The organism is Enterococcus sp. LJL128, from assembly GCF_056924295.1.
In genome coordinates, this window is the sequence record NZ_JBXPBP010000014.1 from 29,687 (window position 1) to 54,987 (window position 25,301).

At 39.3% G+C, this 25,301-nt stretch carries 12 protein-coding genes; 4 read left to right on the forward strand and 8 right to left on the reverse strand.

The features are described 5' to 3' along the window. Nucleotides 1-352 precede the first annotated feature (352 nt). The 3 genes from AC1Z3K_RS14565 to AC1Z3K_RS14575 all read left to right on the forward strand — a co-directional run bounded on the left by AC1Z3K_RS14565 (nt 353) and on the right by AC1Z3K_RS14575 (nt 3,792). Nucleotides 353-751 (forward strand): VOC family protein, encoded by a 399-nt coding sequence (locus AC1Z3K_RS14565; RefSeq protein ID WP_461733097.1) that lies wholly within the window; start codon nt 353-355, stop codon nt 749-751. A gap of 440 nt (nt 752-1,191) precedes the next feature. Continuing rightward, nucleotides 1,192-2,667, forward strand: a complete 1,476-nt coding sequence (locus AC1Z3K_RS14570; RefSeq protein WP_461733098.1) for an SdrD B-like domain-containing protein — start codon at nt 1,192-1,194, stop codon at nt 2,665-2,667. Between the two features lie 486 nt (nt 2,668-3,153). Next, nucleotides 3,154-3,792: a VanZ family protein gene (locus AC1Z3K_RS14575; RefSeq protein ID WP_426084642.1), complete on the forward strand. Its 639-nt coding sequence runs from the start codon at nt 3,154-3,156 to the stop codon at nt 3,790-3,792. A 111-nt stretch (nt 3,793-3,903) separates the two neighbouring features. Here AC1Z3K_RS14575 and rpmG read toward each other — a convergent pair whose 3' ends face one another. The 6 genes from rpmG to AC1Z3K_RS14605 all read right to left on the reverse strand — a co-directional run bounded on the left by rpmG (nt 3,904) and on the right by AC1Z3K_RS14605 (nt 11,266). Next, nucleotides 3,904-4,053, reverse strand: a complete 150-nt coding sequence (gene rpmG, locus AC1Z3K_RS14580) for a 50S ribosomal protein L33 (protein ID WP_426084641.1) — start codon at nt 4,051-4,053, stop codon at nt 3,904-3,906. A gap of 127 nt (nt 4,054-4,180) precedes the next feature. Beyond that, nucleotides 4,181-6,319 (reverse strand): peptidoglycan D,D-transpeptidase FtsI family protein, encoded by a 2,139-nt coding sequence (locus AC1Z3K_RS14585; protein WP_461733099.1) that lies wholly within the window; start codon nt 6,317-6,319, stop codon nt 4,181-4,183. A gap of 407 nt (nt 6,320-6,726) precedes the next feature. Beyond that, on the reverse strand, nt 6,727-8,664 hold the full coding sequence (gene thrS / locus AC1Z3K_RS14590) for a threonine--tRNA ligase (protein ID WP_426084639.1): 1,938 nt from the start codon (nt 8,662-8,664) through the stop codon (nt 6,727-6,729). 135 nt (nt 8,665-8,799) lie between these two features. After that, on the reverse strand, nt 8,800-8,922 hold the full coding sequence (locus tag AC1Z3K_RS14595) for a hypothetical protein (RefSeq protein ID WP_461733100.1): 123 nt from the start codon (nt 8,920-8,922) through the stop codon (nt 8,800-8,802). Nucleotides 8,923-9,327: 405 nt separating this feature from the next. Continuing rightward, complete coding sequence (locus tag AC1Z3K_RS14600) at nt 9,328-9,507, reverse strand: 2-hydroxymuconate tautomerase (protein WP_426084638.1); 180 nt, start codon at nt 9,505-9,507, stop codon at nt 9,328-9,330. 262 nt (nt 9,508-9,769) lie between these two features. Beyond that, nucleotides 9,770-11,266 carry a L,D-transpeptidase family protein gene (locus tag AC1Z3K_RS14605; protein WP_461733101.1) on the reverse strand — a complete coding sequence of 499 codons (1,497 nt, stop codon included), beginning with the start codon at nt 11,264-11,266 and terminating at the stop codon, nt 9,770-9,772. Nucleotides 11,267-11,676: 410 nt separating this feature from the next. Here AC1Z3K_RS14605 and AC1Z3K_RS14610 point away from each other — a divergent pair, with 410 nt between their 5' ends. Beyond that, complete coding sequence (locus AC1Z3K_RS14610) at nt 11,677-12,258, forward strand: YdcF family protein (protein ID WP_426084636.1); 582 nt, start codon at nt 11,677-11,679, stop codon at nt 12,256-12,258. A 71-nt stretch (nt 12,259-12,329) separates the two neighbouring features. On the opposite strand, the gene AC1Z3K_RS14615 is transcribed toward AC1Z3K_RS14610, so the two are convergent. Further along, nucleotides 12,330-24,962: an isopeptide-forming domain-containing fimbrial protein gene (locus AC1Z3K_RS14615; protein ID WP_461733102.1), complete on the reverse strand. Its 12,633-nt coding sequence runs from the start codon at nt 24,960-24,962 to the stop codon at nt 12,330-12,332. 38 nt (nt 24,963-25,000) lie between these two features. Beyond that, entirely contained in the window at nt 25,001-25,207 is a 207-nt protein-coding gene (locus AC1Z3K_RS14620; RefSeq protein WP_426084845.1) for a hypothetical protein, read from the reverse strand. Nucleotides 25,208-25,301: the final 94 nt, after the last annotated feature.

Genomic DNA, 25,301 nt, shown 5'->3' on the forward strand with positions numbered 1-25,301 from the left:
CCACGAAAGCTAATATAGCCTTTCCCTCAGCCCACTTAAAAATATATCGTATCCGCTCTGACTTTACTAAACGAAGCAGCGCAAGCCTTCAGCACCACAATTATTTATTACAGCTTTAAAATCAGCAGCCAAGATTCACAGAACTATACATACAGCATCAAGCAGAACTGACACAATACTTATTAAATAAGAGTTATCTATAAGTGTACCACTACCAAAATCAAAGTAAATGCCTCTGGCGGATAAATAAACATCAAGATGACTATCACCTTACTGAGCATGACCTTTGACAAATAGTCCGCTGCATGAGATTCTCTGCATGTAATTAAAGAAAGAAAAGAGGAGGATTTTTATGTCAACAATGGTTTTTGTGAACTTCCCTGTGTCTGATTTATCTCGTTCTGTAGAATTTTATCAACAGCTGGGCTTTACTCAAAACAAAGAATTCTCAACTGAGGAAGCAAGTTCCATGGTATGGGATGACAATTTCTGGATTATGCTGCTCACTCATGACTTCTATCAAAAATTTATTAAGGATAAAACAATAGCGGATACCCGCACCACAAGCGGTGCTCTAATTGCTTTTAGCATGGAAAGCGCTGAAGCAGTGAAAAAATTTGGTGAAACTGCCAAAAAGAACGGCGGGGATTTCTTCCATGTAGACATGGGTATTCCTGAAAGTCAGATGTATGGTCTGGAAGTTCTCGATCCTGATGGAAACACCCTTGAACCTAATTGGATGGCGATTTAAATAAAGCGTGTCTAAAACGCTAGCGACGAATAATTTGAAACGTGTTAGGAAACATCGGCAGAAACACTCACTGATACGCCGCATAAGCGGTGCTCTTTTCTTAATCATTAAAAAATCCGCCCTGAAACTTTCAGATGCGTTTTTCTTCAGTATGAGACCGGCTTCTGTATATTGTCAAAGATATCTTATTCACGAGCCTAGATATTTTCCAAATGCTCCCCTCGTTTTTCGTCACCATTACTGATTTTACACAGAAAATTTATAAGTCCTTAAATGTAGCAAAAGTCTTGAAAAGTAAAAATAACTTTTCAAGACTTTTGTTTTTCATATTAAGAAAATAATAATTGTACAATAACAATTGTTATTGTATTCGTTTACGAACCTTGCTATGATTGAAAGTGTCACTCTTTTTCATAAATCATTATTTAGGGGGAGTTAATGTGAAAAAATATGTTTATTTACTGCTTTTTCTTTCAGCAACACTATTTTCTTTCTTGGCTGGGCAACCTGCACCTGCTGAAGCTGCTTGGAGTCCTTCGATTTATACAATTACTGGAAATAAGTTTATTGATGTCAAAAGAGATGGTATTTTCACTCTTTCAGAGGGAGATTTACCTGTTAAAAATCAGCGGATTGAACTTTATAAAACTGCTTTGGATGCTCAAAATCAGACTAACTTATTCAAAGCTGCAACAACAAGTGCGGTAGGAACGTATAGCTTCAGCGGCTTGCAGAAAGGAACCTACTATATCCGTTATGACGAAAATAACGGTTATGCTCCGCTAATTCAATCACAGACTTACTATGATGCGCTCGGCAAACCTTTTTCTGGTATTCTGGAAATAAAGGTTAATTCATTATTAGTAAGTGCCAACCTAGCAGTGACAAAATCCGCTAATTTGAATTTTCATGTTTTTAGCGATTTGAACAGCAACGGCATGATGGATTCAACAGAAAAAAGGGAAAATAATAAAACAATGGTTATCGTGAATCTTACCAAAACCAGTGAAGCTCTTAATAATGGCGGACTTGGCGATATCAATCAAGCAGAGTTGATCGGCCAAGCGATGAAAGGCTCCATTACTATTGGCGACGGCGCGATTCAATTGCTGACAACCAAAAATAACCAGCCTATTCAGCTTCCTGATTCAGAAAGCGGTATCTATGTCGCCTTCCGTTCTCCTTTCAACCTGAAGCTAAGCGAGCTCATTGTTAACCTTCCTAAGATTAACGCATTATTGGATATCATTCTTTCGTCCAATGATTTTGCTCAGCTAATCGATAATCCTGACTTAATCTCAACTGGAGATATTACAACAACGCCTGATTATGATTATTTAAAAGATTTATCTGATTTCTTCTCAACAGCATTACATGAAGTCGATCAGTTAAATCTTGATCAATATCTTGGTTCAGATATTTCTACTTTGATTGCTAAAGGTCAAAATATTAGCAAACTTATTAGAAATTTTCCAGCAATGCGCTTTATCTCAGTAGATGTCTGGGGAAATTCTTACGATTTAACGAATTTCCAAGTTCAAAAAACGGCTGATTTCTTCTACGGTATTCGTCCATACGTGACCATTAAAGGAACCGTCTTTGACGATTTGAACGGAGATGGTGTTCGGAATGGATTGACCGAACCCTTACATGCGATTCCTGTAACAGCTTATGACAAAAATGGTAGAAAGCTTTCTACTGTTATATCTCCTGAACGTTTAGGAACATATACACTGAAAGAATTGCCTTACGATCAGGATATTTATCTGGTAGCTGAAACAGATATTCCAACAACTACTATTCAAACAAATATTCCAGCTGCTTTGTCCGGTAAACAGATTATCGCTGTTTATCACTTGTCTTCTCTTGAAGCAGAATCAACAATTTCTCAGAATATTGCTTTAAGACCAAACTAAATACGCTTCAAAAGATAGTGACACACGAAATGATTTTGCTAGTTTCAAGAGATTGTGGCAGAGTGTCCAGCTCTGAGAGACCAGTAGGTATTGTTCACCACTAGCTCGTACTTCGCTGTGTTTTTCAGTAATAAGCCGAATCATCCGAAAATTTTCAAGCGACACTGCGGGGGAATCAGAGCACAGAGAGCTTTTTCTCTACGAGTCTAACGATTCCCGAGAAAAGGGTTAAGTTCTTACAAGCTTGCTTACAGTTCTCACTTCGCTTCAATCCTCAAAGAATGGCGGCATTTAACACACTGTTTATTTGATTTTTGGGATCTGAGACAATGATATGTCTCAGATCTTTTTTTGTCTTCCTCTAGCTTTACTTACTTTTTCAGCGTACCTGTTGTTATTCATTATAGGAGAACTCCTACTAGAGGCGGATTTTTAACGAGAAAAATTTTGTTATCCTTATATATGTAAATAGAAAGAAGGATACTTATGGAAGCACAACAGCTTACATTTTTTGATGCATTAATGGACTTATTTATCGTGAACCCCATATGTCTTATCGGAGTCATTATTCTAGCAGGATTACTAATTTGGAGCTTAAAAGGGGAGCAAGTTTCAACCAAAATAAGCGTTTCTTTAGCTTCTTTATTATTGTTGTATTATTTATTCATTTCCTTAGTCAATGTTTTTGGTATCGCAACGCTTAGGGATTTTTCAAGACTTGGAGATTTAGGTGAATCTGTTTTTAATCCTAACATTGAACTAATCCCTTTTACAGATGGTTTTAGTCTTAGCTTTCTTCTAAATATTGTTGCTTTTATGCCGATTGGCTTTTTATTGCCGTTTATTAGCCCCGCTTTTAAGAATATAAAAAAAGTTATCTTATCAGGCCTACTACTTTCTCTCACAATCGAAATTAGCCAGCTGTTTACCTTGTATCGCGCAACAGATATTAATGATTTACTGACCAATACCTTAGGCGTCTTACTAGGTTATTGCTGTTATCTTTTGATTGCAAAGCTATTTCTAAAAAATAAAAAAGACCTTAGCTCAACAAATAAGCGCCTGCAGCTTTTACCGCCAGTTGTTTTACTGATTGGTTTTCTAACCATATTCTTACTTTTTTAAAGTTTTTTTCACCCTAAATGATGTCCTTACAGCAATTTTTAGCTGAAAAATACTTATCCCATAAAAAAACAGGCAGCCTTCTGCAAAGGCTGCCTGTTTTCTACTAAATTCTTATTTAGTTTCACGGTGTAAAGTAACTTTTCTTTCACGTGGACAATATTTATTCTTTTCCAAACGATCTGGATGGTTACGTTTATTTTTGCTTGTAAGGTAGTTGCGTTCTTTACAAGAAGTGCATTCTAAAGTGATGTTTACGCGCATTTCTATTCCCTCCTATACTGTATTCATTTGATCCTAAGATGTTTCTTAGCCTTAGATATCATACCATGATTTATTCTTAATTTCCAGTCCTTTTATCAAATTTGTAAAGGAGAACTACTTTACAAAATTATTGCTTATACATTTCGACATAAGCATTGATGATATCCTTAGCAAGGTACTGATTCATTTTATAGTTTTCAGCTGTATTGCTTATATTAGGCAAAATCACACTTACCGCAAGCTCAGGATCCTCATACGGTCCATAAGCAATGACATTACTGTTAATCGTTTCATGCAGCTCGCCCGTTTTTTCATCCTTGTAGAACGTTTCAGCCGTACCTGTTTTAGCAGCAATCGGCATGTTCGTATCACTCATATATTTACCAGTTGTAAAATTATGATTCCCATAGACTACATCATGAAATCCTTGTTGAATCAGCTTCATTTGGTCCGCACTGATATCCACTTCGTTTAAAAGCTTTGGCTGTGTTTCTTTTACCAGTTCACCTAATGTACCGTCTGGATTATTACCATAAATCCCCTGAACCAGATAAGCAGCCATCCGTTTGCCGTCGTTTGCTACAGTTCCTACATATTGTGCCAGTTGCAAGGCTGTATAAGTATCATACTGACCAAAGGACAAATCAAGCAGGCTACCCGCACTTGGCGGATCCTGATACTCCCCTTTGAAATCCGTATTGACAATACCAGTTGATTCTCCCGGAAGGTCAATCCCGGTGGAGACTCCCATGCCATACTCGCCATAGGCTTTTCTCAAAATATCAAACACTCTTGAATCACCAGTATTGTAAGGAACACTCATCCCATAACTGTATTCAGTACCCAGCATTTTGAACACCAGCTGCATCATATACGCATTCGAAGAGTATTCCAGTGCTTGTTCAGCAGAAATTGGTATCTTATTATTCAGTAACTGGTTGAAGTTCGAAGATTTTAAGCCGCTCCCGCCAATTTGAATGGGCTCATCAATAAGTACTTCATTTCCTTGAATCACACCCGATTGATAGCCGGCAGTAAGTGTTGCTCCCTTAACGACCGATCCAGGTACAAATGCATCACTGACCGCACCTAACGGATTAGCTGTCAGCTCTCCTGTTTCAACATCGCGGCTAAATCCAACTAATGCGCGAATTGCTCCGGTTTTAGGGTTGGTTATTGCTACATATACTCCGCCGGAATAAGGTGCATTGCCGCTGGCTACCAGCTGTTCATAATGGGACTTAACAACTTCTTCTGCCTTCTTTTGAAACTCCAAATCTATTGTCAGTTTAATATTTTGTCCTTTTTCACCTTCAGATACCAACGTCTGGCTGGCTACTTTTCCATCACTGCCAAGAACAATCTCAGATTTTGATTTGATTCCTTGTAAAACAGACTCATATTGTTTTTCTAGGTAGCTGGTTCCCACCCGATCATTTCTAGCATAACCTTTAGCGAGATATTCATCCGCTTCTTCAGCCGGCAAACCAGCTTTTTCTGTTGAAATCGTTCCAAGAATACTTCTAAGCTCTTCTCCCTGAGGATATTCTCTCGTCCAGTCTGTCCCCGTAGAAACCCCGGGAATATTCGCTATATTTTCACCAATAACCGCTACTTCTTCATCTGTTACTCCTTCACTCTTGATAAAGGTTGTATTCAGCTCTGAAACAGCGCTCATCCGTTTAAAGATAGTCGCAGCTTTAAGAGTTTTTTCGTCGAAATTAATTTCTTCAGGCGTCACTTTTTCTACAGTTAAGGCGTATAGCGTTCCCTGATCAGTAATCACATTTCCTTTTTCGTCTTTCTTATCTTCATCAGTCAGGCGCTCCTGTGCCGCTTTTAGATGCTCTTTATCCGCTAACCAGAAATCTTTTTTATCACGTTCGGTTAATTCATCAGCAGGAACATCTACTAAACTGTTCACACGATTCGCAATCTCTAGAAGATCCGCTGATTGAACATTCTTCCCTCGAGTATAGGTAATTGCCAAATTAGATTTATTGCTGACCAGAACCGCTCCTGAAGCATCATAGATTTCTCCTCTGGGCGCACCGCTTTGAACAACTAAATCAGAGCTCTGAGCAATTCTCTCTGAAAAACTGGTTCCTTCTGCAATTTGCAGATAAGCCAGCCGTACAATTAAAGAAACAAATAAACCGAAGATTACAAAAAATAATAGGTTTAAGCGAAAAGGGATATGAGATTTTCTGGCCTTATATGTACTAGGTTCTTCCTGTGTCTTTTTCCATTTATCTAAAAAATTCATTTTTTATCGTTATCCTTTCAAGTAGAAAAGTCCTGCCTTCTATTCTAACGAAAAATTAGAGAAAATCATAGTCAAATCAGCAAGCTTAAATAAATTATTTATTTTTCTTAAAACATTTTTTATCCAGAAATTTAGGAATAGTCTATTGCTCTGTATCAATCAGCATTACTCAGGACATTTTTAGACCTTTTAGGCAAAACGGATTGCATCTCCTACATTTTTCGAGATTTTCCTCATCTTAGTTATACCAAGATGAGATAGAAACAACTATTCATCTAGTTTTGTTTTTTAATTCAAATAAACGACAAGACAAAAGTATCTCACTCCTTTTTATTTCTCAGAGTTAAATACCTTTGTCTTGATTTTTTACTTAGTTAGTTGTAGTAGCTAAACAGGCGGCTTCGGCACTAGCGGCTAAAGTTTTTAACTTCTGCTGCCATGCTTTCAACAAAAATATTTAAATCTTCGATAGCTGTTTCCTTGCTGCCGTATCGGCGGATGTTGACTGTTACCTCAGCAACCTCCTTATCGCCAACAACGACCTGGTAAGGAACTTTTTGTGTTTGAGAAGCGCGGATTTTGTATCCCATTTTCTCATTACGGTCATCCACTTCTACTCTCAACCCTTCTGCTTGAAGCCGTTCCTTAATTTCATAAGCATAGTCTGAGTGAGCATCAACAGAAACCGGAATAATCGTTGCTTGGATTGGCGCCAGCCAAGTTGGAAAGGCACCTTTATAAACCTCTGTCAGATAAGCAACAAAACGCTCCATTGTTGAAACAATTCCCCGATGGATAACAACCGGACGATGCGTATTTTCGCCATCTTCACCTACATAAGTCAAATCAAAACGCTCAGGCAGTAAGAAATCAAGCTGGATTGTTGATAATGTTTCTTCCATTCCAAGTGCTGTTTTAACCTGTACATCCAGTTTTGGACCATAAAAGGCTGCTTCGCCGTCAGCTTCAAAGTAGTCAAGCTCCATTTCATCCATAGCCGCCTTCAGCATTGTCTGAGCCTTTTCCCACATTGCATCATCATCAAAATATTTATCTGTATTATTAGGATCACGATAGCTTAAACGGAACCGGTAATCAGTAATATTAAAATCTGCATATACTGCTACCATCAACTCCAATGTCCGCTTGAATTCTTCTTTAATTTGGTCTGGACGAACAAAGGTATGTCCGTCATTCAAAGTCATTTCACGCACACGCTGTAGACCTGATAAAGCGCCGGATTTTTCATAGCGGTGCATCATACCCAACTCCGCAATCCGAATTGGCAGTTCACGATAGCTGTGGATATCATTTTTATAAACCATCATATGGTGAGGACAGTTCATCGGGCGTAATACAAGCATTTCACCGTCTCCCATGTCCATTGGCGGGAACATATCTTCATGATAGTGGTCCCAGTGTCCAGATGTCTTATACAAATTCACGTCAGCCATAATTGGTGTGTACACATGCTGATACCCCAGACTAATCTCTTTATCTGTGATATAACGTTCAATTGTGCGACGGATAGTTGCTCCTTTAGGCAGCCAAAACGGTAAGCCGGAACCAACCTCTTGAGAAATCATAAATAAATCTAATTCTTTTCCTAATTTACGATGGTCTCTTTCTTTCGCCTCTTCCCGCAGCTTAATAAACTCTTTCAAGTCTTTCTTATCAAAGAATGCTGTTCCATAGATCCGCTGCATCATATGGTTATCAGAGCTTCCACGCCAGTAAGCACCTGCTACTGACAACAGCTTGAACACTTGTATTCTGCCAGTTGAAGGAACATGTACACCTCGGCATAAATCAACAAAATCTCCCTGATCATAGACCGTTATCACTTCATCATCCGGCAGTTCGCTAATCAGTTCAACCTTGTAAGGATCATCAGCGAACAATGACAAGGCTTCTTCCTTCGTTACGACCTTGCGTACGATTGGATTGTTTTCCTTAACAATCTTCATCATTTCAGCTTCAATCGCTGGCAAATCTTCTACAGTTACCGGCGATTCACCATTATCTGTATCATAATAAAAACCGCTATCAATCGCTGGTCCAACACCAAACTTGATATTAGGAAACAGACGGCGTAAAGCATTCGCCATCAAATGTGCAGTTGAATGGCGCAGAATACCTAGCGCATCTTCATGATCTGGTGTAACAATTTCAATCGTTCCATCCTCTTCGATTGGTCGGTCCAAGTCGATAAGCTCCCCATTAAACTTTCCTGCCAGAGCCTTTTTACCTAAACTATTACTAATGCTTTTAGCGATTTCCAGTGTAGAAATGCCAGCCTCAAACTCTTTGACTGCTCCATCTGGAAAAGTAATTTTAATTGTCATTTTTTCTTCCTCCTTAAACTATTCATGATTGAAAAGAATCGTTTCACTTAAGATATCTCTATTCACTTTTTGATTAGATGAAACGAGGACCCCGATTACTGAATCTCTGTTTAAATTAGTTTTAGAACTTCAAGTTCAAGAGCCCTTCGCTCGTGTTCCTCTCGCCAAGTGCTGTTCATCATCTACTCTGGCTTGCCAATCGTAGTGATTCTGCTCATTGTGACTTCGCTCGTGTTCCCCTCGCCAAGTACTGTTCATCATCTACTCTGGCTTTGCCAGTCGTAGTGATTCACAGCAAAAAATCCTAGTATCTGCAAACAGATACTAGGACGAAAAGTTCGTGGTTCCACCTAATTTTAAATAAAGCAAATAAGCTCTATTCCTCAAAAAGTATTAACGGTTCAACCGCCTTTGTTTCAACAAAGGTTTCAAAAGTGGTCATCCCCTGCACTAGTCTGGAAAAATTTCAGCATGATTTTCCTCTCTGTTAAGACTGTTCTCAAGTTCAGTTGTCTTTTTCTTCAATCAATTATGTTTTAATTTAATCACTTCTCTAAGTAAAAAGCAAGCCTTTACTTTGGCAATTTCTTTTTCAATGATTAAAAATGATTGGTTCCCGCAAAATAACCTGTTGGCTCGTCCTATTCAATTGATTTCAGCGTATTACTTTTTCCAAGCTCCTCCTTGTGCATAGCGCCCTTTCTTCATCTCATTCACAATTACATGAATATTCTGCTCTGGTGCTCCAGTATTTTTGGAAACCACTTCTGTAATTTCCTTAACCATATTGGTCAGCTGCTCTTCACTACGTCCTTCGACTAATTCAACGTGGATAAACGGCATATCATTTCCTCCCATAGATTTATTCAACTATTTCTTTCATTTCAAATATTATACTCTAAAACTTAATTTTAGTATTGTAGTTTGATACTACTGTAGCAACAGGATTTCCAGATTAGTTGAGAGAACAGCTTTTTAGTATGAGGTCATCAAAAAAAGAACCCAAGTCCTCTGTACCGACCTCTAAAAGTTAGATTTTCAGGTCTAACTTTTTAGGGTCACTACAACACGCTACTCAGGTTCTTTTAAGCTATTATCCTTTTATCTATACTGGTGTGCCGTAATCCACAGGCTTATCAAATTCACCAGGTGCATCATCATATATGTGTCCGTAAATGATAACCGGCATTCCTGGATAAGAAGCCGCAAATATCTGTGCCATTGCTTCTCCGGGAGTATTGATACAGCCGTTGCTGCCAAAGTTTGTTTTGTAAGCTTCCTTATTTCCAAAGTATTCTGCCTTGTAGTCCGCATCATGAATACCAATTTGTGTAACTACTCCGCCATAACTCAACAGCGGCATCCAGTAATTAACAGGTACACTGTATTCTGAACCATCCAACATTGAGCCTTCCAGATTTGTATCTGTATCTTTGTAAAGAATAGTATGGAATCCTGGCACAGTTGCCGTTCCTTTATTATAACGTCCAGTGATTACAGATGTTTCAACTGTTTTCACACCATCTTGAAAGAAGTACATCATTTGATTGTTTAAATCAATCTCTACATAGGTTTTATTCACCACTGTGGATTGGTTCACATCCCCATCAATAACTGCAGCAACTGCCTCTTCTGCATTAGCACTTTCTAACGCTTGAACAATTAAGTTAGCTGTTTCAGCGATATTTATCGACCAGCCATAACTGCCATTATTTTTGAACTGTCTAGTTTCTCCATGGACATTTGTAAAAGTAATTGGCAATGAGCTGGAAGAGTATTCCGGACTAATCGCAGTAACCCAAGCTTCAACTGCTGCTGGATCGACATTCCCTTCATCATTGATAAATCCCTGTTGTGCTTCTTTAGGGATTTCCAGTGACTTATCATTAATAGTCAGCGTAACTTTTTTATTTTCTTTTTGTGACAGCGTAGTCAACTGATTTTTTAACTCTTCACTACTCTGAAGCACAGCTGGTTTTTGATAAAAATCTTTTACACTATAACTATAATTCCCAGAATTTTTTTCTACATCTGTAAGAATCTTATTTTTAAGAGCTTCTTTGTCAACGATTGTACCATACTGTTCTGGAACAATTTGAAAGCCTGTATCCAAACGTTGAATATGAGCATCCTGACTTGGTGTTCCTTCTGCAAATGTCAACTCGTCCAGTTTCGTGCTAAGCTCACTTTTAAAGGAATCATTCACGGGAAGATTGATTGCTTGTTTACTAATATTTTTATTCAAAAATTCTTCTGTGACACTGTATTTTTCCGGAAGCTGAATGGTATGTTTTTGTCCATCAGCCAATTCTATCGTGATTTCTTCCGAACCATTAAGCTCTTCTAGTTTCTTTTGAGCCGCTTCAACATTTAACCAACCAATATCTACGCCGTTTGCATTTGCCGTAGGTAAAAAATGCGACTGAAAAAAGATAAAACCAACTAGTAAAATACCTGTAAAAACAGTAATAGCAGCTATCAAAGGTACCGCTATTGACTTTCTTTTAGGCTTTCCATTTTTAGGAACTTTCGGTTTTTGAGTATTTTTTGTTTGAGTCTGCTGATTCCTAGCAGAACGAGTAGTTAAATTATTTTCATCCATTTTATCTATCTTCCTTTTTTAATTATCTATAACAGAGAACATAAACATCAGCTATTTTAAACTTATCCGTTCATTTTCCTATGACCTACACATTTTTCTATTCTACCATAAATAGATGAACTATCGTAGTATTTCTTTGTGCATTTTTTTAATTTATTAGGAAAATATTATTAATTATTATCACGTATCGCTTAATTCTTAACTACCTGTTACTCAAGCATATAAGAATCTATAGACAATTGCTACTTATATGCTTGAATCTTCTTAACCTTTTTCACAATCTTCTTGTTTTTTAATATTGAAAACTAAGAGATTCTAAAATTGTTAAAAATTTACTTAAACCCTTTAAAAATCCCACTATTTTAAACTAAAATACTCTAAACTAAAAATTGGAGAAAGAAGGAGATAACATGAAAAAAATTAGGTTCTTTTTGTTATTTATGATCATTGTTGGCATTTTATATACTGGTTCACTATTTTTTATGATTTTAAAAGGTACAAAAGAACAGCCGGCTAATCAGCCAGACACCATACTGATTTTAGGCGCACAGGTCAGAGGCTCCAGTAAAGAGACCGCTTATCCCAGTACGGTTCTGACAGAGCGTCTGGACACAGCTTTACCTTTCATAAATAAAAATCCTAACTCAATCATTATCGTATGTGGCGGACAAGGAGCAGATGAACCCGATTCTGAAGCAAATGTTATGGCTGATTATTTGATTGACAAAGGAATTGATGCTGACCGACTCATCAGAGAAGATAGTTCTACCCGAACAAAAGAAAATATAGTGAACGCCCAGAAAAAAAGAGAGCTGGGAAAAACAGTTATTGTTACAAGTGATTTTCATATCTACCGTTCAAAGCTGTTGGCTCGTCGATTAGGAATTAAAGAGATTAGCGGTTTACCTGCCGTTTCACATTCTTCAGTTACACCCAATATGTATTTAAGGGAAATTATTGCTTTGGGATATGCGGTCATTTTCGATTGGTAATGTTAGGTGCTTTATTAGTATAAACAAAGAGCTGTAAGAAATGAGTTCATTTCTTACAGCTCTTTTTATCATTATTTTTTCACAGCTTTTTTATTCTTCCCTTGAAGATACATCCCAACTGCACTTACCAGAAGTAGATAGCCCAGCATAGAAACTGCTGTCTCCTGCTCTCCTGTGTTCGGAAGTCTGCGGGTAGGGCTTGCGCTTCCTGTAGTATTCGTGCTTGGCAATAAAGTTGTACTGCCTGTATTAGGCAACGTGATGCCAGGGTTACTAGGATTTGGTATTACTGGTGTATTGATTTCTTTTCCTGTCACAGTCACACTATCTTGACTTCCTACAGGATTGCCCAGTTCATCCTGACCAGTCACATTGGCAGTATTTACAATTTGCTGTTGATGCTGTATACCTGTAGCCTTCACTTTAAAGCGAATATCCCAAACCTCACCTGCTAACATTTCTGCCCTGCTGTAGGTAAAGGTATTATCAGACCAGTGAAGCTCATCAGTAACTTCTTTTCCATCTACTTTTGTTGAACCACTAACATAGACAAGTCCTGCCGGCAGCTGATCCACCACTCGCGGATTGATGACTTTTCCACCTGGGGTTGTATTGTTGCGCACAACTAGACGGTACTCAAATTCTTCATTCAAGCCAATTGTTTTATCTGCTTCTTTTCCAAAGTCTGTGTCATTTGCTGTCTTCACACTCTTTTCCAAACTTAAATCAGGTGTGGTTACAGCAGTGATTACGACATCATCTTCATCTGTATGCTGCGTACCGTTTACATCACTTCCAGAAACAGAAGCAAGGTTTGGTATATCGCCTACCTTGTTTACAGTTACAGTAAACTCAATCGTCAGCTTTGTACCTCCGGCAAATGGCGATGGTAACGGATAAGTTAGTTCATTATTACTCCAAACCTCATCACTGATTAGCTCTCCATTTACCTTAGTAGTTCCGGCTTTATAAGTCAGACCCTCCATCAATGTGTCCATTACAATTCCGTTGTATACATTGCCAGTACCAGCCTCACCGTTAGTTACAACCAGGCGATACGTTACATCATTACCCTGCTTAACTTTAGTATTTCCAACAACTGATTTGGTAATCTGCGGATCTGCTGGTTTATAGATAGTCACTTCATTTGAAGGAATCTTAGGCGTAGAAGTTTCTGTCTCACCATACGATGGCACCTTCCCTTCCACATGCCCAATGTTTGTACTAATTCCTTGAGAAGCTGCTGTTACTGTTACATCAAAGCTAATTATCTTACTGCTGTTTTCCTGCAGCGTGCCAATATCCAAAGTCAGCTGTTGACCAGAGATATTGCTGTTTGAAGCAGGAGCTCCATCAATCGTTAAGGTACCCGGAACAAATATCAACCCTTCAGGAATTGTATCTGTAACTGTTACATTCTTCACTTCAGAAAGCTCCTGGGTAATATTTTCAACAATTAGGTTGTACTTAATTACTGTTCCAACAGCAACAACCTGAGTATGCAGATCCAGCGTATTATCTGCTGACTTAACTTCTTTAGTAATCTGCAGTTCTCCCGGACCGGGAATCACTGCCACCTCTGCATTATCTGAATCTTGATATGTCGTTACAGCGTCACTGTCAGTTCCAGATACCTTAGCGGTATTAGGAATAGTTCCTAACTGATCAGAAATAACTCGTACCTTAAAGGTAATGGTAATTGTTTCTCCCCCTTTGAATTCTGCCGGAAGGGCATAATTCAACGTGTTGCCAGACCAGCCGGCTTTACTGTCAGTCACATTTACTCCGTCTACTTTTGTTGATTTTTGCACGTATTCTAATCCCGTAGGCAAAGTATCCGTTACTGTCCCCGCGTGTAGAGAACCCGTTGCATCATCAAGTCCATTTCGAACAATCAACTGATACTCGAATTCTTCCCCATTAATTACTTGTGGAAGATCATCACGGCTATTTCCAGCTGTATCAAGGACTGTTTTCTCAATAGTAGGAGCTGGTTTTTTATGATTTACCACATCATCTTGGATTTCATCCAGCGGATTCCAATTTCCCGCCAAGTCAGCAACACTACCTATGGCTGTAGCAATATTCTCTAAAGCCCCCTTGGCAGCTGCTGTCACTTCAACATCAAAAGTAATTGTACTTGTTTGACTTTCCAAAAGGTTTCCTACATTAACTTTTAAAACCTGACCACTAACCAGGTTGTCTGGTCTCGTCTGATTGTCTACTTTTAATGAGCCTTTTTGATAAATCAATCCTACTGGAATGTCATCCTTAACAATGACATCTCTGACTTCGGATGGATCTGTTATTGTATTTTTAACTACAACTGTATACGTAATAATATCGCCTACAGATACTATTTTATTGTCAATATTTGCACCGTTCTTACTTACTGTTTTTTCTAGGGCAAGTTCCCCCGCTGTCCGAACAGTCGTAATATCTGCTGAGTCATCGTCTGTATACGTTTGACCATCTGTATCTTCTCCAGATACATCTGCTATGTTGATAATAGCTCCCAGCGTATCAGTCTCAACTCTAACTTTAAATTCAATGGTTACAGCTGCGCCGCCCTTCATAGGTGTCGGCAAGGCCACACTCAAGGTTTCACCTGTCCAGCTGCTTTCTGCGATTACTTGGTTATTTACCATAGTTGTATTCGGCACATGACTTAATCCGGCAGGCAGAGCATCTGTTACCACTCCATCAATCAAATCGCCAGTGTTTATGCCGCCATTTGTTACAACTAAGCGGTAGGTTACTTCCCCGCCTTTGATTGTCGTACCATTTGTCGGCGAAACAATTGTTTTCTCAATCATCGGTTCTGGTGCTCTGTGAACAACCACCTCGTTTGATGGTTTTTCCGGCAAGGTTTCAACTGGTTCTCTTGGATCTGGTGTAACTGCTCCCGTTACTACTGCTTGATTAATACTTGATACTTCAGAGGCATTCGTGACTTTTACCAAGAAACTAATTGTCGCACTCTGCCCTTCTGTTAACTCTTTGTTCAGGGCTACTTCCAGATTTTGTCCGGAAATGTTTGGATTTAAAACAGCCTGCCCATCGATTTCCAAAGAACCTGTTTGATAAAGCAGTCCTGCTGGAATAGTATCCTTAACAAGAATATTGCTTACTGTAGAAGGTTCTGTCGCTGCATTCGTTACAACTAATGTGTAGCGAATAACATCATCCACCTGAACAATCTTGTCATTCAAATCAATTGCACCTGCTTCATCCAAAACAGCTTTCTGAATGTTCAATGCACCTGCCCCGCGAACAACATCTATATCGGCATCATCTGTATCTGTATAATCAGTCGTTCCATCACGGTCTTCACCAGTTACCTCTGCATTGTTCTTAATAATGCCTAGCTCACTGACAGTAGCTGCATACAATACTTCTACCTCAAAGGTAATCACTTTGGCAGCTCCACCAGCGAATTCTGCCGGTAAAGTATACGTAAAGCTATTTCCGTTCCAAACCGCTGCTGCATCAGAAACTGGCACTTGATCAACTTTTGTTGTATTCGGAACATAGCTTAGACCTGCTGGCAAGCTATCTGTTACTGTTCCATTGTATAACGTACCTGTTGTACTTGCCGTTCCATTAGTCACAACCAGCTGGTACGTAAAAGTATTTCCTTTCGCAAGCTGTTCAGTCGCTGTAGCTACTTGACCATTCTTTGTTAATACATCTTTTTCAATCTTGGGTTCCGGCTGTTTATGGTTTTCTACATCATCTGTCACTTCATTGGATGGCGTTTCATTTCCATTGACGTCTGTCACTTTTCCGACTGCAGAGGCAACATTGACAACAGACCCCTTCGCATCAGCAGTTACTTGAACATCAAAAGTGATTTCACGCGTCTCGTTTTCCTGTAGAGAACCAATTTCCACACTCAGATCTTGTCCAGTGACTGAACTATCCGGTGTAGACGCACCATCAACCTTCAGTGTACCTGCCTGATAAATTAAACCTGACGGAATCACATCTTTAACCGTGATAGCCTTCACTTCTGATGGCTCAGCTACGATATTTTTTACAACAATTGTATACGTAATAATATCGCCAACGGCCACTACTTTATTATCAATATCTACAGTACCCTTGCTGACAGCTTTGGTTAAAGCTAATGATCCTGGTTTTTTCATTGTAGTAATGTCAACGGTATCATCATCAGTGTAATTTCCCTGACCGTTCATATCCTGACCAGAAACCTCTGCTGTGTTTGGAATCACTCCAATAGTCGTTGTATCTACTTTTACTTTAAATTCAATGGTTGCAGTTGCTCCGCCAGCCATTGGTGTCGGTAAAACAGCAGTTAATGCTTCACCAGACCAGCTGCTTTCAGCAACAGGATTTCCATTTAATGTTGTTGTGTTAGCAACATGCTTTAACCCTGCTGGTAAACTGTCAGTAACTACGCCGTTTGTCATCGTACCCGTATTTGCATCACCGTTTGTTACAACCAAACGATAAGTTACTTCATCACCATTCATAACAATGCCATTTGCAGGCGTAACAACTGTTTTTTCAATTGTCGGATTCGGTGCTCGGTAGTTCAGCACCTCATCATCATCGGTACTATCGCCTTCTGTACCATCTGGGTAAGTGACCTTACCAGTTACATCGGCGATATTGGTAATTTCACCTTTCGCTGTTGCTGTCACCTTAACCTTAAATGTAATTGTCTTCGTTTCATTTTCCAGTAGTGTACCAACATTGATACTCAAATTTTGTCCTTGAATATGGCTGTCCGGATACACTGTACCATCTACAGCTAAGCTGCCTGTTTGATAAATCAATCCCTCTGGGATTGCATCTGTAATTGTTACTTCACGCACTTCAGATGGATCTGCTACTGTGTTTTTCACAATCAGTGTGTATTCGATAACTTCATCTACACCGACCACTGACTGATTGCCTACATCCACGGATTTCTTTAGTGACAATGCTCCTGGTTTTCTTACCATTGTAATATCGGCAGTGTCATTGTCTGTATAATCTTTTCCAGTTGTCGGATTTCCGTTGCCGTTGATGTCTTTTCCGGCAACGACTGCTGTATTTGGAATCACACCAATGAAATCTGTTTCTACTGTTACTTGGAACTCTATCGTCGCTGTTGCACCGCCTAGCATTGGATCTGGCAGAGTCACAGTTAGATTTTCCCCATTCCAGCTGCTTTCTGCTACTACCTTGCCATCTATCGTGGTTGTATTTGCCACATGAACAAGACCTGCTGGTAAGCTATCCGTTACTGTTCCAGCTGTCAGTGTCCCTGTTTTGGCGTCACCATTGGTGACCACTAAGCGATACATTACTTTATCGCCTTTTCTCACTTCACCACTGGCAGGACTAACCACTGATTTTTCAATCGTTGGTGCTGGTGCTTTATGCGTAACCACTTCATTTGATGTTTCTTCAATCGGCTGATTTGGTTCCCTTGGATCTGGTGTTATTTCTCCCGATGCAATCCCTTTGTTCACACTACGAACAGCGGATACATCGGTCACTGTTACAAGGAAGCTAACAGTTAAACTTTCGTTTTCCTGAAGCGTTTTTCCAGTATTAACAATTAATTTATTGGTTCCATCTACATTTCCTGTAGCTAGCTGTCCATCTACTGTTACAGAACCAGAAACAAAATCGAGTCCTTCCGGTAATTGGTCAGTCACAACAACATTCTTCACTTCTGAAGGTGCTGTTTCTGTATTCTTGACAATAATCGAGTAGCGAATCGTTTCGCCTACTTGTACTACCGTATCATGTAAATCTGTGGATCCTGCTTGATCCAGCACCTTCTTCTCAACGGATAGCGCACCCGGCCCACGAACGATTTCAACCTCTACTGTGTCTTCATCTTTATAATCAGGTGTCCCCGATTTATCTTCTCCTGAAACCTTCGCTGTATTCGGGATAAGCCCTAACGCTGCACTAGCCTCTACTTCGACTTCAAAGACTAGCGTAATCGTTTCACCACCCTTGAATTCTGATGGTAAAGCATAAGTCAGTTCATTCCCGCTCCATCCTGCTACTGAATCTGAAACAGGAAGCCCATCTACAACAGTCGAATTTTGTACATATTTAATTCCAGCTGGCAGTTTATCTGTTACTGTTCCGTTGTACAGGCTACCTGTTGTATCAGCTTGGCCATTAGTAATAACTAGTTGATACTTGAAACGGTTGCCATTCGTCACCTGTTCTGTAGCTCCGGCAACTTGGCCATCTTTTGTTAACACGTCTTTTTCAATTTTTGGTTCCGGCTGCTTATAGTTCAGCACCTCATCATCATCGGTACTATCGCCTTCTGTACCATCTGGGTAAGTGACCTTACCAGTTACATCGGCTATATTGGTAATTTCACCTTTCGCTGTTGCTGTCACCTTAACCTTAAATGTAATTGTCTTCGTTTCATTTTCCAGCAGTGTACCAACATTGATACTCAAATTTTGTCCTTGAATATGGCTGTCCGGATACGCTGTACCATCTACAGCTAAGCTGCCTGGTTGATAAATCAATCCCTCTGGGATTGCATCTGTGATTGTTACTTCACGCACTTCGGATGGATCTGCTACTGTGTTTTTCACAATCAGTGTGTATTCGATAACTTCATCTACACCGACCACTGACTGATTGCCTACATCTACGGATTTCTCCAGTGACAATGCTCCTGGTTTTCTTACCGTTGTAATATCGGCAGTGTCATTGTCTGTATAATCTTTTCCAGTTGTCGGATTTCCGTTGCCGTTGATGTCTTTTCCGGCAACGACTGCTGTATTTGGAATCACACCAATGAAATCTGTTTCCACTGTTACTTGGAACTCTATCGTCGCTGTTGCACCACCTAGCATTGGATCTGGCAGAGTCACAGTTAGACGTTCCCCATTCCAGCTGCTTTCTGCTACTACCTTGCCATCTATCGTGGTTGTATTTGCCACATGAACAAGACCTGCTGGTAAGCTATCCGTTACTGTTCCAGCTGTCAGTGTCCCTGTTTTGGCGTCACCATTGGTGACTACTAAGCGATACGTTACCTTATCACCTTTTCTCACTTCACCGCTGGCAGGACTAACCACTGATTTTTCAATCGTTGGTGCTGGTGCTTTATGCGTAACCACTTCATTTGATGTTTCTTCAATCGGCTGATTTGGTTCTCGTGGATCTGGTGTTATTTCTCCCGATGCAACCCCTTTGTTCACACTACGAACAGCGGATGCCTCAGTTACAGTTACAAGGAAGCTCACGATTAAACTTTCATCTTCCCGTAATGTCAGCCCAGTCGTTACTGTCAGTTTATTTGCACTATCCGTGCTGGCAGCTACTGGAATACTATTTACTGTGGCTGAATTAAAGACAAAGCTTAAGCCTTCCGGTAATTGGTCAGTCACAACAATATCTTTTACTTCTGAAGGTGCTGTTTCTGTGTTTTTAACAATAATCGAGTAACGAATCGTTTCGCCTACTTGTACTACCGTATCATGTAAATCTGTGGAGCCTGCTTGATCCAGCACCTTCTTCTCAACGGCTAGCGTACCCGGCCCACGAACGATTTCAACCTCTATTGTATCTTCATCTTTATAATCAGGTATCCCTGATTTATCTTCTCCTGAAACCTTCGCTGTATTCGGGATAAGCCCTAACGCTGCACTAGCCTCTACTTCGACTTCAAAGACTAGCGTAATCGTTTCACCACCCTTGAATTCTGCCGGCAAAGCATACGTCAACGCATTCCCGTTCCATCCTGCTACTGAATCTGAAACAGGAAGCCCATCTACAACAGTCGAATTTTGTACATATTTAATTCCAGCTGGCAACGTATCTGTTACTGTACCGTTGTACAGGCTACCTGTTGTATCAGCTTGGCCATTTGTGATAACTAGTTGATACTTGAAGCGGTTGCCGCTTGTTACTTTTTCGGTGCCTTTAACAACTAAGCCCGTAGCACTTAATACATCTTTGGTAATTGCTGGTTCTGGCGCCTTGTAATTTACTACTGAATCTTCAATTTCGTCCAGACTTTCTGTTTTCGCTGAATCATTTGGATCAACAGGGACTTTTCCGTTTGCTTTCCCTGTATTGAGAATATCTTTTAGAGCACTTTCTTCAACAATCACTTTGAACTTGATTGTCTTACTTTCATTTTCCTTAAGTATTCCTACATTAACTGTTACTTCTCCATTTTCGACTTTACCAGTCAAGCCTGTGTCCATAACTAGAGAGTTTGATACATAGGTCAATCCATCAGGAATTTTATCTGTCAGAACTACATCTACGATTAAAGATGGATCACTATTGGTATTTTTCACTACAAGCTCATATTCAAGCTCAGTCCCAACAGCTACTACCTTGTTCTCCCAATCTGTTCCATTTGAATAGACATTTTTTTCAAGTGACAATATTCCTTTATTACGAACTGGCGTTACTGACGCATCATCAGTCAGTTCATTGATCGGCGTAGTCAAAGCTGCATTGTTCGCATCCACATCTTCAAACTCACCATTCAAGCTAACTGTGTTTTTTAAAGCTACATCAACAGTATCTCCGGTTACTTCCACATTATAAACAATACGCAATGTTTCCCCGGCTTTTAAATCAAATCCGCTATACGTGAATGACTGACCATTCCAGGTAATTGCCGGATTACTAACTGCACCTGTATTTTTAGTAACAGTCATTGAATTTTGAACATACGTTAGTCCACTAGGTAAAAGATCGGTAATTTTTCCATTAATAATTGGTGCACCTTTATCATTTTTGACAATTAAAATATAAGGTACAATCTGACCTTTTACTACATTTTCATGTTTCTGACCTTCTGCCATTACATATTTTTCAAGGGATGGTTCTGGTTCGATTCTGGTTTTACTATCGTCTTCAGCTTCGACGTCTTTGGGCTGCTCAGGCTTTTCATTCACTGTTCCTTTAGCTGTGGCAACATTTTTCAAAGACCCGCTAGCTGAAGCAGATACTTTAACATCAAAAGTGATTTTTACTTCATCCTGATCAGCTAAATCCTTCACTGGAACTTTGATTTGCTGGCCGTTAATTTCTAAACCATCAATTGGATGAATAGCAGTTCCATCCACTTTCACTGTACCTTGAAGGATAGTCAGACCATCTGGTACAACGTCTTCTACGACAACATTGCTGACAAGAGAACCAGAATCTGCTGGTTTGCTATTTTTCACAATAATGGTATACGTAATCGTATCGTCTACCTGTACCGTAGCTTGACTAACTTTTTTAAGAATCTCTAACTCACCTGGCTGATGAACAAATTCCACAGCTACATCCGCTTCAGCTTCAGTAGAATGAACCCCGCTTTTATCGGTACCTATTATTACAGCCTGGTTTGTTCTTAACGTACCTGTTGGATCCTTAAACACATCTGTATCTGCTTTTACTGCAAAAATAATTTGAACGACCTGATCCGATGTCATTGGACTCAACTCGGTAATTTTAGAAAAATCAATTATTAGTTTTTTTCCGGAAACAGCTATTGCATCCGAAGGAACTGTAATCTCTGTTCCATTGACTAGAATCACGTATTGATTGCCAGCGGAAATTTCAACATCATCCGGTAATGTATCCGTTAGTAGCCCATTGTACATTGGACCAGAATCCGCTGCTAAGCTGACATCTAGTGTATAGAAGAATTCTTCATTTACAAACCATTTACCGTTATCGATTAGACTTCCTGAATTTTGAGGAGCTACATCGTAGACATGTTTTTCTAACAGCACTTCTGGTTTACGATGTTTTAATTCTACATCAACTACTCCAGTATCTGTTGTAGGATTATTTCCATCTTTATCTGTACCAGCAATTTCTGCTGTATTCGTAATTAAATTTTGTTTAGGCGTTGTACTCGAATCTGTTTCAGGCAGTCGCTCATCGGCTATTACACCAAAACTAATCGTAAAGGTTACATCATTCAACATTGGATTTAACTCTGTAACGTTTGTTAAATCAACAGCCAGCTCATACTCTGCTAAATCTGCAGCTGAGCCTGCTTTGTTTGTCCAGGCATTTGATAGATGCTGAGAGCTAATTAAGGTTCCGCTTTTATCAAAAATATCAATATAAGTAGAACTTTCATCTACCTTCAGCCCTTTAGGCAGTGTATCCGTTACTACACCATTGTACATAGCACCTGATCCAGCATTCAGCGAACCATCAATCGCATAATAGAATGTGTCGCCAGAAAATACTTTGTCAATATTTTGTGCCGGTCTGCTGCTTCTAGGATCTGTATCGTAAACTGATTTACTTAGCTGTACTTCTGGTTTGACATAGTTCTCTACACTATCAGACTGAATTTTATCATTTCCCCAACTATTTAAAACAAAATCATCAGTTCTTGTTTGTGAAGTATAGGAAGCCTCATTTTTTAAGATACCACTAGTGTTTTCTTTAACTGTAGCAGTTACCTCTATAATAAGTTTGCTAGCAGCAGGGTTATCTGGAGAAATATATAACATGTTATCCGGTGTAAAAAATGAATCTGGGAAATTGATAGTTATTGTTTCTCCTGTCAGATAGTCACCTGTCACCGTATACTCCCGATTTTTACGCAAAGTAATTGTTCCATCTGCCGCAGTCGTTACCCTTACTCTATTTGAGCTTAGACCTTTAGGTAATTGATCTACAAACTCTTTAACTCTCATTTGAGCTGTTTTTTCACCTGTTGTTGCATCTAAAATAATCTTATAAGTTAATGTATCTCCTACTTTAACTTCTTCATCATTTATATTTTTACCGCTTGAATTATAAACATCTTTAGTTACTTCAGAATCAATTACTTTATGAGGAACTGCTTGAATAGGTGTTCTTGAGGGAACTACATTGGAGCCATTATTTCCAGAGTCAATCCCTTTCGCACCAACATCTAAACGGTAATATCGAGAATCTTCCCCGTTCCCAGCTTTAAGCTCTTGTGGTATCCATTCCGTTTCCATAATCAATTTTTCATTTGCTAGCAATGGCGTTCCTAGATCATACTCATAAAATTGCTCATAACCATCTTTGTGCTGTCCAGTCCAAACAGAATTAGCAGCCACTGTTTTTAAAAGAGTTTTCACACCATTGACTAACTTATAAATTTTTACATTTCCTGTTACTTCTAATCCAGGTGCTGTTTTCACACCATCTGTGGTAAATTGTATAACCTGAGGATTACTGCCTTTGCTATATTCGACTTCTTGGACAGAAGTAATCGTATCATAAAAATATGTTTGATCGATTTTATTTCCCTTAGTATCAATAAAATAAACTGATGTTTGAATTTCAGGTCTTACTTCATCCAAAGGAAAAGACTGATGGACTGAAGATGCTAGGCTTGGATAATAATAATTTCCTATACCATTCACCGTAAATGTGACATTTTCCAAGTAGCCTGGAGCCTTAACAATTTTAATTGTGTAAGTTTCACCAGTCTTCCCAAGATCTAAATGGAAATAACCATTAGTATCTCTATCAGAAGCTGTATACGTTTTTTCAACTCCATTACTAGAAGTAACCGTGAAAGTAATGTCAGACATTATTGGCTGGTTTGGATTTCCGTAACTGGAATAAAAGAATATTGGCAATCGCGTAGGAAAAACCGCTTGCGTTTCTCTAGTTTCACCGTAAACAACCGTTCCCTCAACATCTATCTCTAATGTTAATTTAAATAGATTATGAGCTCCATTCCCAGCTTGATAACTGCTTTCAAATGCTCCCTCATTTAAACCTTCACGAAACTTCATTGTGAATTCAGCTGTATAGGTTTTACCAGCTTCAGGTGCGTCTATTTCAATTGACCTAGCAGTAGGAAAATTTGTAACAGAGTTCCCAAGCTGATCTGTTACTGTCACACTTGATAAATCTAACGTCCCCCAGTCAACAGTTCCTACAAACAAATCTGCATAACTTGCGTCTGCATCGCATTCCCATATTACTCTGTACTTGATCCCATTTGCATATTGACTTGGGTCAGTGATGCTCCCTGTCGAAGCCCAGCTATTCGTCTCAGTATTCCAAACCTCAAAAATTGGTGCCGCTGCTCGTGTCAGCGACTGCTTATCAAGCTTCTGATTCTCTTCTACAGAAGACTCCTGCGTGCTTTCACTTGTTTCTACAGTTGTGCTTTCTTCTATTATATTCGGCTTTTCATTCACCAAGACACTTAGTTGTGCAGCAGAGCCTCTTGAAGAAACTGCTGACAGCTGATAGGTACCAGCTGTTTCTGCTTTAACAATTAGCCAAGCATAGTTATTAACTGGTTCAAGAAGTCCCGCATCAACAGCTTCTGGTACAGTTTCTCCTTCTTCACCTGCCTCTGCCGGCTGCTGCTGCACTTTCTTTGCTTCCGGCCAGCTCAATATGACACTTGAGGCTTCCTCGCTGTAACCAATTGTCACTGGATTACCAATATTGTTTTCGTTTGTCAGTGCTTGCTCTAACGACAATCCGGCTAAATTAACCTGAACAGAGCCGTTTTCCGGATGAACAGAACGTATACCGACTGCCCGGGTTTCCCCAGCTTCCATTTCCAAACTATTCGTTGGATTTCCTTGATCATTTAAAAATGTCAAATCCTGTGAACTAGTTTCTGCCTGTGCGGAGACGCCAGACAGACTTGTGACAACAACATTGAACAATAGTGTCAAAAGCATCAGCCAGTTCATTGACTTGTATAGCCATTTTTTATTTTTTTCCAGATCCACTTTTTTTGTTACCCCCTTAGTTTAAATAGTACTGTTCTCTATTGAGATGAATCGTCCACAATAATTGTTGCTGCATTGGATTTTGCTTCTACCTCTTTTTCTTTAATAGTAGAAGTGGATTCCGTTGTTGTCTCCGAAGATGAGTCCGTCTGTTTCGTCTCATTTTTACAAGAAGCCATCATTAACACTGCAAACACAGTTGAAGCTACAAGCAACATTCGATTTAATTTATTTTTTTTCTCCATAGGACACCTCCCTAAGTCCAATTAATAAAAATGATATTTTTTACTAATTGTTAAAATGTTTTTAAATTGTATATCCTTCGAAAAATAACAATCG

Excerpts from the sequence above, each read along its gene's own strand:
- AC1Z3K_RS14565 (WP_461733097.1), top strand. The coding sequence starts at position 353 with ATGTCAACAATGGTTTTTGTGAACTTCCCTGTGTCTGATTTATCTCGT.
- AC1Z3K_RS14575 (WP_426084642.1), top strand. The coding sequence starts at position 3,154 with ATGGAAGCACAACAGCTTACATTTTTTGATGCATTAATGGACTTATTT.
- rpmG (WP_426084641.1), bottom strand. The coding sequence starts at position 4,053 with ATGCGCGTAAACATCACTTTAGAATGCACTTCTTGTAAAGAACGCAAC.
- AC1Z3K_RS14585 (WP_461733099.1), bottom strand. The coding sequence starts at position 6,319 with ATGAATTTTTTAGATAAATGGAAAAAGACACAGGAAGAACCTAGTACA.
- thrS (WP_426084639.1), bottom strand. The coding sequence starts at position 8,664 with ATGACAATTAAAATTACTTTTCCAGATGGAGCAGTCAAAGAGTTTGAG.
- AC1Z3K_RS14595 (WP_461733100.1), bottom strand. The coding sequence starts at position 8,922 with ATGAACAGTACTTGGCGAGGGGAACACGAGCGAAGTCACAATGAGCAG.
- AC1Z3K_RS14600 (WP_426084638.1), bottom strand. The coding sequence starts at position 9,507 with ATGCCGTTTATCCACGTTGAATTAGTCGAAGGACGTAGTGAAGAGCAG.
- AC1Z3K_RS14605 (WP_461733101.1), bottom strand. The coding sequence starts at position 11,266 with ATGGATGAAAATAATTTAACTACTCGTTCTGCTAGGAATCAGCAGACT.
- AC1Z3K_RS14610 (WP_426084636.1), top strand. The coding sequence starts at position 11,677 with ATGAAAAAAATTAGGTTCTTTTTGTTATTTATGATCATTGTTGGCATT.
- AC1Z3K_RS14620 (WP_426084845.1), bottom strand. The coding sequence starts at position 25,207 with ATGGAGAAAAAAAATAAATTAAATCGAATGTTGCTTGTAGCTTCAACT.